Genomic DNA, 13,484 nt, shown 5'->3' with positions numbered 1-13,484 from the left:
ATCACGCGAGGTCGATCCATGCCCACCTACCTGTACAAGAACCTGGAAAACGGCGAAATCTACGAGTTGCAGCAGAGCATGCGCGACGAGCCCTACACCACGCACCCCGACACCGGCGCGCCCGTCAAACGCGTCCTGGCCCGCCCGGGCATCGCGTTCAAGGGCAGCGGCTTCTACGTCACCGACTCCCGCCCCAAGAGCAGCGAGTGAAGTTCCCACGCGCGCTGGGACTCACGCTGCTGCTGTGCGGCGGACTCGGCGGCGCGTACCTGACCGGCCGCGTCACCGCGCAGCGCACCCTGGTCACCCCCGACGAGATCAACACCGTCGAGATCACCCAGAAAGCCCTGCAGGCCGTCGTGCGTGTCGACACCCGGCTGCAACGCGAACAGCTGCAACCCGGCGACGACCCCATCGAGACCGGCACCGGTTTTTTCTACAAGAAGGACCTGATCGTCACGAACTACCACGTCGTGCAGTTCCAGGAATCCATCACCGTCACGCTGTACAACGGCCGCCGCGTCACCGCGCGCCTCGAGGGCGTCGACCCCGGCATCGACATCGCGATCCTGCGCGTCACCGGCGTCACCGCGCCCGCCACGCTCGCGTTCGGGTCCAGCGCCCGCCTCATCCCGGGGCAGAAACTCATGACGCTCGGCACGCCCTTCCGCATCCAGAACTTCGTCGGCAGCGGCGTGTACAGCGTCACCGCCAGCGCCCGCGACGTCCCCCGCACCGACCAGCTCGGCTCGGAGATCAGCCAGTACATCACCACCACCGCCAGCATCCAACAGGGCAACAGCGGCGGCCCCGTCCTGGACTCCCGCGGACTCGTCGTCGGCGTGGCCGACCTGAACGCCGCCCCGAACGCCCTGGTGCCCGGCACGATCGGCATCGCCATCCCCAGCGACGTCGTCAAGCAGAGCCTCGACGACCTTGAGAAGATCGGCGTGCCCCAGCGCGGCACGCTCGGCGCGACCCTCGTGGACCTCGACAGCCTTGACCCGGCCCTGCGCCAGCTGGCGGGCCTGAGCAGCAACCAGGGCGCCCTGGTCGATCAGGTACCCGCCGGCAGCGCCGCCGCCCGCGCTGGCCTGCGCGGCAGCCTGCGCAACAGCAAGGACCAGCTCCTGGCACCGCTCGGCGACATCATCGTCGCCGTGGACGGCCAGGGCGTGCGCGACTCCTTCGACGTGACCCGACTGGTCGCCGCCAAACGCCCCGGTCAGACCGTCACGCTGGACGTGTGGCGCAACAAGAAACGCGTGCAGGTCAGGGTCACCCTCCTGAAACGCACCCTCCAGTAACGCCCGCGCCGCGCGCCAGACCGGCGCGCAGCCGCTTGCCCCCCGTCACACACCGGGGGGGTTCCCTTGCCGACCCCACCCGCCCAGGTCGTATGCTGGACGCGTGTCACTTGTCGTCATGGTCACCCTCCCCCCCGAGCGGGCCCTTGACCTGGCCCGCATCCTCGTCGCCGAGCACCTCGCCGGCTGCGTGAACATCGTCCCCGGCCTCCAGAGCGTGTACCGCTGGCAGGGCGAGGTCGCCGAGGACCCCGAGAGCCTGCTGCTCATCAAGACCAGCGGTGAACAGTATCCGGACCTCGAGGCGCGCATCAAGGCCGTGCATCCCTACGAGGTGCCCGAGATCATCGCCCTGCAGTACGACCGCGCCCTGCCGGAATTCCAGGCGTGGCTGCGCGACGCCCTCACCCCACCCCAACGCTGAACGCCGCACCCGGCAACCCAGCAGACCGCCCCCACCCGCAGAGCGCAGTGGGGGCGTCTGAGCACGGTCCCGAACAGCGGAATGCAGTGGCGATGACACGAGCCGCGAACCAGACGCCACCCGAAGTCAGTGCAGACCAGGGGTTACTGGAACTTGCTCAGCGTGACGCTCACGTCCTTCAGGGTGAAACCCATCGTGCAGCCCGCCAGGCCGTTGTCACTGGCGCTGATCGTCGCCGTGACACTGACCGTGTTCTGGCCGCCCGTGGTGAGGATCGAGAAGAACTTCATGGCCGTCGCCACATCCGCCGAGACGCTCAGCTTCGTGTCCGATACGCCGTACGTGGCCTTCCCGGCACTCTCGGACGTGCGCGTCAGCGTGAACTGCGCCGCCGCATTCTCCGTGAAGGTCGCGCTGGCCACCGGGTCACTGGCGTCCACCTTCACGTCCCGGACCGTCACGGTGAACGCCTGCGGCTTCACGCACGCGCCCGTCACGTCAATCTGACTGAACCCCGTCCGGAACTCCAGCCCGCCGGGCTTGATCCCGAACGGCAGCTCCTGAATCTGAATGTCCCCGAACGGCGCACCAGCCGTGCTGTAACTCACGGTGCCCCGCACCGATTCGATGACCAGCGGCGACGACGCCACCAGCTGCTTGCCCTCCAGCCCCGCCGGATTACTGATCGTCTGCGGCGGAATGGCCGCGCCCACGATCCTGCTACAGCTGGCCAGTGACAGACCGAGCACCACAACCGACAGAACAGCACTTTTCTTCATGAGACTCCTTGCCCACCAATGAGGGAATGACCCGCAGTCTATGAATACCCCACCCCAGACTGCCGGGGAAACTTCACAGCCTCCCTTCATCTCTGCACCCCGCGGAGTCCTGTGATACGGACTGCCGCCGACCGGAGGACTCGGCAAAGGATCCGCCCCCCAACCCGGAGTGGACTGGGGGGCGGTTCGTGGCGGGCCCTGTAGGACTTGAACCCACGACCTACGGTTTTGGAGACCGCCGCTCTACCAACTGAGCTAAGGACCCGTTCTCGCGCGCTTCCACGCGGGCCTGTGCAGAGTAGCACCGACTCTCACGTCGTGCAAGGGTGCCGCCCCGGCGCCGGGCAGCCCGGAGGCACCGTAGGCGTGATGGCCTAGCGCCCGCTTCTTTCGTGACAGTCGCCACCTTGCCCTGCTACGCTGCGCTCATCACCGAAAGGAGGTGCCAGCTATGACCAACATCACTGAAATCCAGACCGCCGCGCACGGAGTTCTCGTTTCCGCACCCTGGAGTGATTTTGACGCAACCCCACTGGCCGCCTCTGCCTTCGGGCTCCACACCCTGCACTGACCCCCGGAGGCGCCCATGAGCGCCCGCACCCACGACCCATCCGATCAGGACTGGCTGGATGACCCCTGGACCGACGCCGCCGAACCCCGCAGGCGCGGCAAGAAGAAACCCGTCGGACGACGCCAGCTCGCCCAGATGACCGCCGATGAGGACAGCGACCAGGACGACGTGATCCGCCGCCTGCGTGACCTCGGACACGTTACCGAGATCATCGCGGAACTCAAGAGCGGCAAGGAAGCCACCGCGTACGTCGCCCGCGGCCCGCGCGGCAGCGTCCTCGTGAAGCTCTACCGCGACCTGCAGGCCCGGTCCTTCAAGGACGACAGCGTGTACCGCGCCGGGCAGGTCATCATCAAGGACCGCGACCGCCGCGCCATCGAGGGCCGCACCCGCGCGGGCCTGGAGATGCTCCAGCACGGCTGGGTGGCCGCCGAATACGCGCACCTCTGGGAACTCTGGCAGGCCGGCCTCCCCGTGCCCGAACCCCTGGTTGGCCCCCACCCCTACGACTACACCGCCACGTACCCCGCCGTCCTGATGCGATTGATCGGCACCGAGGACCACGTCGCCCCACGCCTCAGCGACGCCTCACTGAACCCCGAACAGGCCCGCAGCGCCTGGGACCAGAGCTTGCAGGGCATGGCCCACCTGCTGCGGCTCGGGTACGCGCACGGCGACTACAGCACCTACAACCTGCTCTGGCAGGAGGACACCGTGACCATCATTGACTTCCCGCAACTGTCGACCCGTCAGAACCCGCACTTCCGCGACCTGCTCGCCCGGGACGCCCAGAGCCTCGCCACCAGCTTCCGCAAGCACGGCATTCACGCCGACGGACAGAACGTCCTGCGGGACGTGCAGCGCCGCGCGCTGGGCCCCGCGCCCGAACCCCGCCTGCTGCTGCCGTAAACATGACCGCCCCGCGAACGCAAGAGGGGCACCCGCGCAGGCCCCGCCGTACAACTGGGGAACACCCGGAGCACCGGGCCCAGCACCCCGCTGGAAGGAGTTCCCATGAAACGACTGCTCGTGACCGCCGCCACCCTCCTGACCCTCGCTGCCGCCAGCGGAGCCGGAGCGTCCGTCATCCAGACCTGCAACCCCGGCGAACTCTGCCGCCTGAAATAACCCCACTCGACGCGCGCTCCCGCTCCGGCCGGGGCGCGCTGCCGTACCCTGGCGACATGCGCGTCCTGGAAACCTGCCTGTACGTCGACGATCTGGACCGCGCCGAGGCGTTCTACAGCGGAACGTTGGGCCTGACCCTGCACGGAAAGGTCGCCGGGCGGCACCTGTTCTACCGGCTGGACGGCAGCATGCTGCTGATCTTCGACCCGCGCGCCAGCGCCCAGCCCGGCGACGTTCCCCCACACGCCGGAACGCCCGGCGGGCACACCTGCCTGACCCTGGACCCCGCCCAAACCGACGAGTGGGAAGCGAGGCTGCGCGCCGCCGGACTGACCGTCACCCGGTACGCCTGGGGGGACCGGGGCGAGAGCCTGTATTTCCATGACCCGGCCGGAAACGTGCTGGAACTCGCCCCACCCCGCATCTGGGGCCTCCCCTGACCCCCACCCCCGATACTGAACCCATGCCCCCCACACGCTCCGTCCTGTACGTCCCCGGCGACAAACCCCGCGCCATCGAGAAAGCCCGCACCCTGGGCGCCGACGCCATCATCCTCGACCTCGAAGACGCCGTCGCCCCCGAATACAAACACGCCGCCAGAGAACACGTCCGCGAAGCCCTGCGCACCCCCTGGCCCGTCCCCGTCCTCATCCGCGTCAACGGCCTGAACACCCCCTGGGAACACGACGACCGCGAACTGGCGCTGACCGCCGGCGCCAGCGGCATCGTCCTGCCCAAAGTCGAGCGCGCCGCAGACGCCCACGCCCTCAGCCTCGGCCTGCCCCTCTGGGCCATGATCGAAACCCCACACGGCGTCCTGAACGCACCCCAGATCGCCGCCGTGCCCGGCGTCACCACCCTCATCGTCGGTGCGAACGACCTCGCCCGCGCCCTGCGCACCCAACCCCACCCCGACCGCACCCCGCTCCTCCACGCGCTGAGCAGCGTCGTCCTCGCCGCCCGCGCCCACGGCAAAACACCCCTCGACGCCGTGTACAACGACATCCGCAATTCCGACGGCTTCACGCGGCAATGCCAGCAGGGCCGCGCCCTCGGCTTCAGCGGCAAAACCCTCATCCACCCAGGGCAGATCGACGCCGCCAACCAGGCGTTCGGCGTCACCGAAACCGAAGCGGAACACGCACAGGCCCTCATCGACGCGTGGGACGCCGCACGCGCTGAAGGGAAAAGCATCGCCGCACACCAGGGCGCACTCGTGGAGCAGATGCACGTGGACGAGGCGCGTGAGGTGCTCGCGCTGTACGCGGCGACGACTCGCTGACCAGTGACCGGTTGCGTCGTGGGGGTGCGCCTGGCGGCGGGCCTCCCCACCCCCCAGCCCCCTCCCCCAGAGGGGCAGGGGGAGCGGTCGCTGCGCTCGGCAGGTATTCCTCTGGCGTTTCTGATGGGCAACTGGCGGGTTCGGCCACTTATGGGGCTGCATGCCTCCGAACTCGCCGCGTGCGCCCCGCGCGCTGCGCGCACGACGGGCTCGGCTGCCACGACGGTTGCGGGGCCAGTCGGCTTGGTGCGTGCCGGAAGGTTCTACTTTTTCTCGCTTGGGCAAAAGCGTGGTTTTGAAAGTCGATCAGCAGATCGCTTCAAGGCACCTTGCCAGCAACCGCAGACCCCCACCGGCCGTCGTGCGCGCAGCGCGCGGGCCTACGAGGGGCGAGGAGGATGGCGTCAAGGCCGGACACGTCAACGCCCAATACAAGACCGCCGCATCAGGAACAACTCTTGCCCAGTGCCAACGTAAGCCCCCCCTGCCCCTCTGGGGGAGGGGGCTGGGGGGTGGGGAGGCCCGCCGCCAGGCGCAGCCCTTCCAACGGGGAAGCACTCCCAAACGAAATCAGAGTGCCGAGATAGGCCCGAGCGCCACGACTGTCAGCCGGTCCATGGGGCACAGCCGCAGCACTTCCTGCACCTGCTCGACGGTGACGTTCTCGTAGCGTTTGACGAGGTCGTCGGTGCTGAGGGTGCGGCCGGTGGCGAGGTATTCCATGCCGAGGGTGAAGAGGCGGCCCTGGGGTGTTTCGGCGCGCAGGAGCGTGCTGACGGCGAGTTTGCGGGCGGCGCGGCGCACGGACTGCGGGGTGATGAGGGTGTGGGCGTCCCGGAGGACTTGGCGGTAGGTGGCGAGTGCGTGGGGGGCGCGGTCGGGGTCGCTGGTGAAGCCGCCTTCGAAGGTGCCGCACGCGTGGTATTCGAGGTGGGCGAGGTCGGCGCTGTCGCAGGTGCCGGTGTCGATGAGGGTCCAGTAGAGGGCGCCGTTTTCGCCGCCGATGAGGTCGGCGAGGATGTGTGCGGCTTCGCGCAGGGGGTGGTGGGCGCTCAGGCCGGGGCTGGTGGCGGCGAGGTGGACGCGGGTGAGGTCGGGGTCGGTGAGGGTGTGGGTGTGGTCGGGCCAGGCGGGGGGTCGGGTGTCGGGGTGGGGGGTGGGGGTGCCGCCGGGCCAGTCTTTGAGGTGCTGCTGGGCCCAGGTGGTGAGCTGGTGCGGGTCGAACTGGCCGGTGACGGCAAGGGTGACGCGCTGGGCGCCGTAGCGGGCCTGATGGTGGGCGCGCAGGGTGTCGGGGCTGAGGGTGGTGACGGTGTCGGTGGTGCCGAGGATGGGCTGGCCGAGGGGGTGGTCGCCCCAGTAGTCAGCGCGGAGCTGGTCGGTGACACGGACGCTGGGCTGGTCGGCGTACATGGCGATTTCTTCGAGGATGACGCCGCGTTCGGTGTGGATGTCGGTGTCGCGCAGGGCGGGGCGCATCAGTTCGGTGAGGGTGTGCAGGAGTTCCGGGGTGTGTTCGGGGAGGGTGGCGGCGTGGTAGACGGTGGCTTCTTCGCTGGTGAAGGCGTTGGCGTGACCGCCGAGGTCGTCGAGGCGTTCGTTGAGTTCGCGGGCGCTGAGTTCGTCGCTGCCTTTGAACAGCAGGTGTTCGATGAAGTGGCTCGCACCCATGTCCTGGGGGGTTTCTTCGCGGCTGCCGGTGTTGACGAAGTACCCGGCGGCGATGGTCTGGGCGTCCGGGTCCGGTTCGAGGAGGAGGGTGAGGCCGTTGGGGAGCGTGTGCTGGTGCAGGTCAGGCATGGGCTGGGTCCATTGGGGTCTGGGTGGGGTCGCTGGGGCCGAGGGTGACGATGGTGGCGTCCCGGGTGGGGTCGTAGGTGCTCAGGAAGTCGTTGACCTGCGTCAGGGTGAGGGCCTGGATGCTCTCGCGCAGGGTCTGGACGGAGCGGGGGTGGCCGAACAGGGCGACGTCGCGGGTGAGGGCGTGGGCGCGGCCGCGCAGGCTCTCGGCGCCGAAGATGACGCTGGTGGCGAGTCCGGTGCGGGCCCGTTCGAACTCGGCGGGGGTCAGGCCCTGCGGGAGGCGGGCGAGTTCCGCGCGGAGGACCTGGAGGGTTTCGGGGGCGCGCTCCGGGGTACTGGCGGCGTACGCGCTGAGGTAGCCGTGCCCGCCGAGGAGGATGGGGCTGGCGCTGACGGCGTACGCGAGGCCGCGTTCCTCGCGGACGGCGTGGAACAGACGGCTGGCGCTGCCGCCGCTGAGGGCGGTCAGGGCGACCTGCCACGCCAGCCAGTGCGTGTCGCGGGGGCCGACGCCGGGCGCGGTGAGGCTGAGGTGCGTCTGCTCGCCGTCCGGGTGGGGTTCGTGCGCCTGCGCGTGGGGCTGGAAGGGCGCGGGGACGGGTTCGTCGAGCCCGGGCCGCAGGCCGCCGAGGGTCTCCTGAATCAGCGTGAGGGCGCCTTCGGGGTCTAGGTCGGCAACGAGACCCAGCACGCTGCCCGCCTGCCCGTAGCGGGTGAGGTGCTCGCGCACGCCCTGCGGGGTGAGGGCGTCAAGGCCCTCGGGGGTGCCGCTGGCGGGGTGCGCGTACCCGGCGTACGGGGAGGCCGCCGGGCGGGGAAAGGCGACCTGCCGGGCGCGGGTGGCGAGCCGGTCGGCGGGGCTGTCCTCCAGACCTTCGAGGTCCTGCCGGGCGAGGTCGGTGAGGATCTCGAATTCGTCCCCGGGCAGTTCGGGGCGGCTGAGGACGTCGGCGGTGAGGGCCAGCGCGGCGCGCAGGTCGGCGCGCAGGCCACTCACGCCGATGCGGGTCGCCTCGGGACCCACGCCGCCGCCCCGGCGCACGCCGAGGTCGTCGAAGGCGTCCTGCAGGGCGCGGGCGTCCATTCCGGCGGCGCCCTTGAACAGCCATTCTTCCAGTACGCCGCCCGTCCCCTCCGCCCCGGCGGGGTCGTGGGCGCTGCCGACCGGGACCCGCAGGTCGAACGCGAAACCGGGCGTGTGGCGGCGTTCGAACACGACGGTCAGGCCGCCGGGCAGGGTCCACAGGTGGGCGGGGGAACTGGGCGGGGGGCGGACAGGCATCCGGTGAGTCTAGCGCGCGTGGGCACGCGCCTTGTGGTCGCGTTCATGGTTGTCGGCTCTGCAACTTTTGCCCGGTTCATGGCGCGGGTGCAGGCGGCATGCTGCCCTGCATATGCGCAGGATGGTCGGGGTGATCGTGACGGTGCTGGTCCTGGCGGGCGTGGCGTACCTGCTGTGGCCGCTGATTCAGGGGGCTCAGCGGATGGCAGCGCTGATGGCCGAACCCGCTCCGGTGGCGGGCAGTCTGCCCAATCCCCTGCCGGGACAGCGCTTCGTGGACACCTGGGGTGGGGCGCGCAGTCAGGGGCGGCGGCACGAGGGCGTGGACATCTTCGCGCCGCGCGGCACGCCCATCCGCGCCACGACGCGCGGCATGGTCGTGAACGTCGGGCCGAACAACCTGGGGGGCCGCACGGTGATGATCCTGGGTCCGGCGGGACAGCGGCACTACTACGCTCACCTGGAGCGGTATCCGGACCTGAAGCGCGGGGACTGGGTGCAGGCGGGCGACGTGGTGGGCTTCGTGGGGGACAGCGGAAACGCGAAGGGCACGCCGCCGCACCTGCACTACGGGATCTATGCGGGGGGCGGGGCGATCAATCCGTACCCGCTGCTGCAGAACGACTGATCCGGTTTTCGCGGAACATTCAGCCCGGGTCCATCTGGGAGCTGTCAGCCGTGATTTTTTTCGCGTTAACGCCATGTTAACGTGACTTTTTTTACGGTGTGGTCACAGCCGCGGGGGCGTGACAGGGCGGGGAGGCCCCGACACTGCCCGCCGCACTGCACCGGCTTTCCACTTCTGCTGATCGCCTGCCTGCCGGTGAGGGGCGTTCACGGTCTGACCACCGCATGGTCACGCACGCCGGCCAGCGTCACCCTGGCCTACGGAGAAGAAGATGAGGAACATCGCCCTGCTGGCCCTGTCCACCACCCTGAGCACCGCCGCCGCCGCCACCGTGAGTGGCAGCCAGACCACCCCACTGACCGTGAACGTCAAGAACGTGTGCATCACGGCCTACACCACCCCCGGCTGGAACGGCGCGGCCGGCCTGGGCCGCACCTGGGACAAGATTGATCTGGGCACCATCAGCGCCATCAGCAACACGGTCACCGCCGACAAGCTGGTCATGGCCGTGGACTGCAACTACGACACCGCGCTGAAGATCATCACGCCGACCAGCGTCACCATGACCCGTGCGGACAAGAAGTACACCTTCAATATCACCACCAATCCCTGGAGCGCCACGAACCCCATGAGCATGAGCTTCAGCACCGCCGGGTCGTACGAGGCGGGCATGCTGGGCGGCAAGTACGAGTACTACGAGGTCAAGGCCAGCTTCAAGATGGGCGGCGCCGGTCAGAACCCGAACGTCGCCTGGACGATCCCCGGCGGCACGTACACCGGCGACATGGTCGTCAAGTTCGAGTACAACGAGTAAGGCACGGACAGGGGCAGTGCGGGCGTCCCAGCGGACACCCGGCTGCCCTGCCTGCTTCACCGGTCCGTCCCCCGTCCCCTTCAGCCTGCCACTCTGGCGGGAACCCCTTTCAGGAGTCAGCCCGTGCGTGTACTTGCCCTTCTGTCCCTGCTCTGTGCGGCCCAGGCCGCGCCTGCGCCCTGCCAGGTGACGCAGCTTCTCAGTGCGCCCGTGACCTATGCCGCGCCGGACAGCGCGCGGGGGCAGATCAGCGTGCGCGTCTCCTGCCCCGGCACCGGCTGGTACCGCGTGCAGTTCAGCACCCCGGCCGGCCCGCTGCTGGCGCCGGGCGGACCGGTGGTGCTGCGTGGCGAGCGCGGCGAGGTACGCGGTGAGGTTCAGGGCGTCCCGCTCGACCTGCGGGTGCAGGGGTCACGGGCGTTCGACCTGCCGCTGGTGGTGCCCGCCGGGCAGTGGACCGTGCCGGGCGGCACGTATCAGGTGCTGTTCGCCGTGACCACCGAGGCCGTGGACGGGGGCCGCCCGTGAGGCGCCTCGCGGGTCTGCTGCTGGCGCTGGGTGCGGCCGCCGCCCAGGGGTTCAGCGTGAGTCCCACCGCGTTCAACCTGAACCCGGAACGGACGAACACGGCGCAGGTGCGTTTCGAGAATCCCTCTGGGGGCACCATGAGCTTTCAGGTGGAGGTGCGCCGCTGGGGGACACAGGGCGGGGAGCACGTCTACGAACCGACCCGGGACGTGATCGTGAATCCCGCGAGCTTCACGCTGAAGCGTGGCGAGGGGCAGGTGATCCGGCTGGGGCTGCTGAAGAAGGCCGGCGCGGACGAACTGACCTACCGGGTGTTCGTGCAGCAGGTGCCGAACAGCGATACGCCGTCGGAGTCCAGCGGCACGCCGGACGCCCAGATGAACGTGCGTCAGCTGGTGCAGCTGTCCCTGCCGGTGTACGTCACCCCGCCGGGCAGCGCGCCCCGCGTGGCGTTGCAGGTGCGCCAGTCGGGGTCGCAGGGCACGCTGGACCTCGTGAACAGCGGCAACGCCCACCAGACCTACCGGGTGCTGAGTGCCCTGGTGGGGGACCGCAGCGTGAACCTGGGCAGCACGGCCGTGCTGGGCCGCAGCACCCTGAGTCTGCCGCTGGGCGAGCTGGGCGGGGCGCGCACCGTGACGGTGGCGTTCACGGACGCGAGCGGCAAGGTCGGACGTGAGACGGTCACGCTGCCCTGATCTGCGCGCGGCGTGGCTGCTGGCAGGCCTGCTGGCCGGTCACGCGGCGGCGCAGGAGAGTGCGGCCAGCGCGTCGCCGTGCGCTGCGGACCCGGTGTTCGTGGAGACCACGATCAACGGCGAGGCGCGCGGGGGCGGCCTGGCCCTCCTGCCGCCGGGCGCGGTGTGGGTCGAATCCCGGCTGCTGCGGCCGTCCGAGTCCGCGTATGCGGTGGCGCAGGCTTCCTGCGACCTGGGCGCGTTCGTGCAGCTGAGCGGCACGCTGGACCTCAGCTTCGACCCGTCGGAACTCACGCTGACCGTGCGCCCGCAGCTGGCGCTGCTGCCCGGCAACACCCTGGACCTGGCGGACTGGCACGCCAGTGCACCCGGGCCGGACGCCACGCTGCCGCTGGTCACGCTGGGCGTGCAGGGCCGCCTGGAGCGCACGCCCGGCACCGAGGGCCTCTCGCGCGAGCTGGGCGTGCAGGCCGGCGCGCAGTCCGGCCCGCTGACCGGCGCGGTGGGGCTCAGCGTGCGCGCGCAGGGCGCGGCCGACCCCCAGGTCGAGGCGCAGCTCGGCGCGGCGTACCGGGTCTCGCCGCACCTGACGGTGACGGCGCAGGCGTACGCGCAGCGCGTGAACGGCGACACCCGCCTGAACGATCAGCGGATCAGCGGGGTGCGGGTCACCTGGGGGGACGCGCGGGCCTACCGGCTTCCACTGTGGTCGCTGGCCCTGCCGCTGGACGCCGAGGTGCGCCTGCGGGTGAACGGGGATGACCTGCCGCCCGTGCGCGTGCGGGCCGGGCAGCTGGTCCTGCGGAACGTGGGCGTGAACGCCCCGGCGGGCACGCTTCAGGCGGTCATCGTGGACGCCACGGGCGAGCGGACGGAGTCGCGGGTGTATGGCCCGGGCGACGTGCTCGTGACCGCGCACGCGCTGGCCGTGCAGGCCGAGGCGGGCGTGAAGGGCCGGGCGGGCGCCGCGACCCTGAACGGCGTGTACGGGGTGACGGACCACTGGAGTCTCTCGGGCGAGGCCCAGTGGCAGCCCGGCGACTGGCAGGGGCAGTTGGGGGCGCGGTACGCGGACCTGTCCTACAGCGCGGGCGTGAATCTGGCGTACCGGTCCGCCCGGCCGCAGGACACGGCCCTGACCGGCGACGTGACGCTGCTGCGCGACGAGTGGCGCCTGAGCGGCGCGGCGCGCCTGGTGCCGCTGAACCTGCGGGCCAGCAGCGTCTCGGCCTCGGCCGGGTGGGCCGGGAGCGGGAGCGGCACGACCGTCAGCGTGACGGCGCAGGCCACGCCCGGTGAGGCCCAGTACGCGGCGGGTGCCTCGGTCAGCCGTCAGGTCACGCCGCAGCTGACGGCCGCCGCGCGCGCACAGGTGGCGGCTGAGGCGGGGCAGCTGGGCTGGCAGGCCGGGCTCAGCGTCACCTGGACGCCCCGGGACACCCTGTCGGTCACGGGCGCCGCGCTGGCGCAGCGGAACGAGCCGCTCTCTGCAGGCACGTTCTCTGCGGTCACGGAGGCCCGCTGGCAACCCGCGCCGGGCCACACCGTGACGGCCGCCGCGCAGTTCAGCACGCTGCCGCAGCGCTCGGCGCGCCTGGGGTACGCGTACGCGGGTCCGGTGGCCCTGACTGCCTCGCTGAGTACGGATGGCGGCTGGAGCGCCTCGGGCCGGGCCGGGGTGGCCTGGGTGGCGGGGCGGGCGTACCTCACGCCGGACGATCCGGGCCCTGGCGTGCTGGTGCGGGTGGGCCTGCCGGGCGTGCCGCTGCGGGTCAATGGCGTGCGGGTGGTGTCGGACGCGCGCGGGGAGGCGCTGGTGCTGCTCTCGCCGGGCACGCAGGCGGTGAGTGTCACGCCGGATTTCGACGCGCTGCCGGTCACGGTGAGCGTGCGCGAGGAGCGGCGGGACGTGACGCTCGCGGGTCAGGGCGCGGCGGTGATCGACTGGACGGGAAATTTCGAGGCGTTCGTGTGGGTGCGCCTGCTGGGTGCGGACGGCGCGCCGCTCCCGTACGCGACCCTGGACGTGCAGGGCACCCGCCGCACGGACGACGAGGGCTGGGCGCTCCTACCCGCCTTCGGGGCGCCGCTGGTGGCCCCGGTGACGCTCGACGGCGCGGCGGCCCCGGCCTGCCGGGTGACGCTCACGCCGGGCGTCGAGTCGGTGCGCTGCGCCCCCTGACAATCTGGATGCCTGGAATGCGGCCGGAGGAAGGACCTCTCCGGCCGCGTGCGACTGC

General features: G+C 70.7%; 14 protein-coding genes and 1 tRNA gene. 11 read left to right on the top strand and 4 right to left on the bottom strand.

The genetic code is table 11. The annotated features are described in order from the left end of the window. Positions 1–18: 18 nt before the first annotated feature. The 3 genes from SY84_RS10400 (at position 19) to cutA (ending at position 1,731) form a co-directional block, all read left to right on the top strand. On the top strand, positions 19–210 hold the full coding sequence (locus tag SY84_RS10400; RefSeq protein WP_046843947.1) for an FmdB family zinc ribbon protein: 192 nt from the start codon (positions 19–21) through the stop codon (positions 208–210). Further along, entirely contained in the window at positions 207–1,307 is a 1,101-nt protein-coding gene (locus tag SY84_RS10395; protein ID WP_046843946.1) for a S1C family serine protease, read from the top strand. The genes SY84_RS10400 and SY84_RS10395 overlap by 4 nt, the downstream gene beginning before the upstream one ends. Before the next feature lie 103 nt (positions 1,308–1,410). Then, the gene (gene cutA / locus SY84_RS10390) at positions 1,411–1,731 is read left to right on the top strand and encodes a divalent-cation tolerance protein CutA (RefSeq protein WP_119673160.1); all 321 of its coding nucleotides are present in this window, start codon (positions 1,411–1,413) and stop codon (positions 1,729–1,731) included. Between the two features lie 143 nt (positions 1,732–1,874). On the opposite strand, the gene SY84_RS10385 is transcribed toward cutA, so the two are convergent. Next, positions 1,875–2,510 (bottom strand): hypothetical protein, encoded by a 636-nt coding sequence (locus SY84_RS10385; RefSeq protein WP_046843944.1) that lies wholly within the window; start codon positions 2,508–2,510, stop codon positions 1,875–1,877. A 189-nt stretch (positions 2,511–2,699) separates the two neighbouring features. Next, positions 2,700–2,775 (bottom strand) — tRNA-Trp (locus SY84_RS10380). Positions 2,776–3,096: 321 nt separating this feature from the next. Here SY84_RS10380 and SY84_RS10375 point away from each other — a divergent pair. The 3 genes from SY84_RS10375 (at position 3,097) to SY84_RS10365 (ending at position 5,491) form a co-directional block, all read left to right on the top strand. Continuing rightward, positions 3,097–3,990 carry an RIO1 family regulatory kinase/ATPase gene (locus tag SY84_RS10375; protein ID WP_046843943.1) on the top strand — a complete coding sequence of 298 codons (894 nt, stop codon included), beginning with the start codon at positions 3,097–3,099 and terminating at the stop codon, positions 3,988–3,990. Positions 3,991–4,265: 275 nt separating this feature from the next. Beyond that, entirely contained in the window at positions 4,266–4,649 is a 384-nt protein-coding gene (locus tag SY84_RS10370; protein ID WP_046843942.1) for a VOC family protein, read from the top strand. Positions 4,650–4,672: 23 nt separating this feature from the next. Next, positions 4,673–5,491 carry an HpcH/HpaI aldolase/citrate lyase family protein gene (locus tag SY84_RS10365; RefSeq protein ID WP_046843941.1) on the top strand — a complete coding sequence of 273 codons (819 nt, stop codon included), beginning with the start codon at positions 4,673–4,675 and terminating at the stop codon, positions 5,489–5,491. 570 nt (positions 5,492–6,061) lie between these two features. On the opposite strand, the gene SY84_RS10360 is transcribed toward SY84_RS10365, so the two are convergent. Both SY84_RS10360 and SY84_RS10355 read right to left on the bottom strand, forming a co-directional pair. Then, positions 6,062–7,291, bottom strand: a complete 1,230-nt coding sequence (locus SY84_RS10360; protein WP_046843940.1) for a M16 family metallopeptidase — start codon at positions 7,289–7,291, stop codon at positions 6,062–6,064. After that, positions 7,284–8,576 (bottom strand): M16 family metallopeptidase, encoded by a 1,293-nt coding sequence (locus SY84_RS10355; protein ID WP_046843939.1) that lies wholly within the window; start codon positions 8,574–8,576, stop codon positions 7,284–7,286. The genes SY84_RS10360 and SY84_RS10355 overlap by 8 nt, the downstream gene beginning before the upstream one ends. A 112-nt stretch (positions 8,577–8,688) precedes the next feature. Here SY84_RS10355 and SY84_RS10350 point away from each other — a divergent pair, with 112 nt between their 5' ends. The 5 genes from SY84_RS10350 to SY84_RS10330 all read left to right on the top strand — a co-directional run bounded on the left by SY84_RS10350 (position 8,689) and on the right by SY84_RS10330 (position 13,426). Beyond that, positions 8,689–9,204, top strand: coding sequence for a M23 family metallopeptidase (locus SY84_RS10350; protein ID WP_046843938.1), 516 nt, complete (start codon positions 8,689–8,691; stop codon positions 9,202–9,204). A 271-nt stretch (positions 9,205–9,475) separates the two neighbouring features. After that, positions 9,476–10,018 (top strand): hypothetical protein, encoded by a 543-nt coding sequence (locus SY84_RS10345; protein WP_046843937.1) that lies wholly within the window; start codon positions 9,476–9,478, stop codon positions 10,016–10,018. 210 nt (positions 10,019–10,228) lie between these two features. After that, positions 10,229–10,546, top strand: coding sequence for a hypothetical protein (locus SY84_RS10340; RefSeq protein ID WP_157882958.1), 318 nt, complete (start codon positions 10,229–10,231; stop codon positions 10,544–10,546). Continuing rightward, a complete protein-coding gene (locus tag SY84_RS10335; protein WP_046843935.1) occupies positions 10,543–11,244 on the top strand; it encodes a molecular chaperone in 702 nt (233 codons plus the stop codon). Before SY84_RS10340 ends, SY84_RS10335 begins: the two co-directional genes overlap by 4 nt. Then, positions 11,222–13,426: a hypothetical protein gene (locus SY84_RS10330; protein WP_046843934.1), complete on the top strand. Its 2,205-nt coding sequence runs from the start codon at positions 11,222–11,224 to the stop codon at positions 13,424–13,426. The genes SY84_RS10335 and SY84_RS10330 overlap by 23 nt, the downstream gene beginning before the upstream one ends. Positions 13,427–13,484 lie beyond the last annotated feature (58 nt).

It is taken from the genome of Deinococcus soli (ex Cha et al. 2016) (genome assembly GCF_001007995.1).
Lineage (GTDB): Bacteria > Deinococcota > Deinococci > Deinococcales > Deinococcaceae > Deinococcus > Deinococcus soli.
This window is presented reverse-complemented; position numbering and strand designations above follow the sequence as displayed.

Coding starts and splice junctions, on each gene's coding strand:
- SY84_RS10400 (WP_046843947.1), top strand. CDS start 19: ATGCCCACCTACCTGTACAAGAACCTGGAAAACGGCGAAATCTACGAG.
- SY84_RS10385 (WP_046843944.1), bottom strand. CDS start 2,510: ATGAAGAAAAGTGCTGTTCTGTCGGTTGTGGTGCTCGGTCTGTCACTG.
- SY84_RS10375 (WP_046843943.1), top strand. CDS start 3,097: ATGAGCGCCCGCACCCACGACCCATCCGATCAGGACTGGCTGGATGAC.
- SY84_RS10370 (WP_046843942.1), top strand. CDS start 4,266: ATGCGCGTCCTGGAAACCTGCCTGTACGTCGACGATCTGGACCGCGCC.
- SY84_RS10365 (WP_046843941.1), top strand. CDS start 4,673: ATGCCCCCCACACGCTCCGTCCTGTACGTCCCCGGCGACAAACCCCGC.
- SY84_RS10360 (WP_046843940.1), bottom strand. CDS start 7,291: ATGCCTGACCTGCACCAGCACACGCTCCCCAACGGCCTCACCCTCCTC.
- SY84_RS10355 (WP_046843939.1), bottom strand. CDS start 8,576: ATGCCTGTCCGCCCCCCGCCCAGTTCCCCCGCCCACCTGTGGACCCTG.
- SY84_RS10350 (WP_046843938.1), top strand. CDS start 8,689: ATGCGCAGGATGGTCGGGGTGATCGTGACGGTGCTGGTCCTGGCGGGC.
- SY84_RS10345 (WP_046843937.1), top strand. CDS start 9,476: ATGAGGAACATCGCCCTGCTGGCCCTGTCCACCACCCTGAGCACCGCC.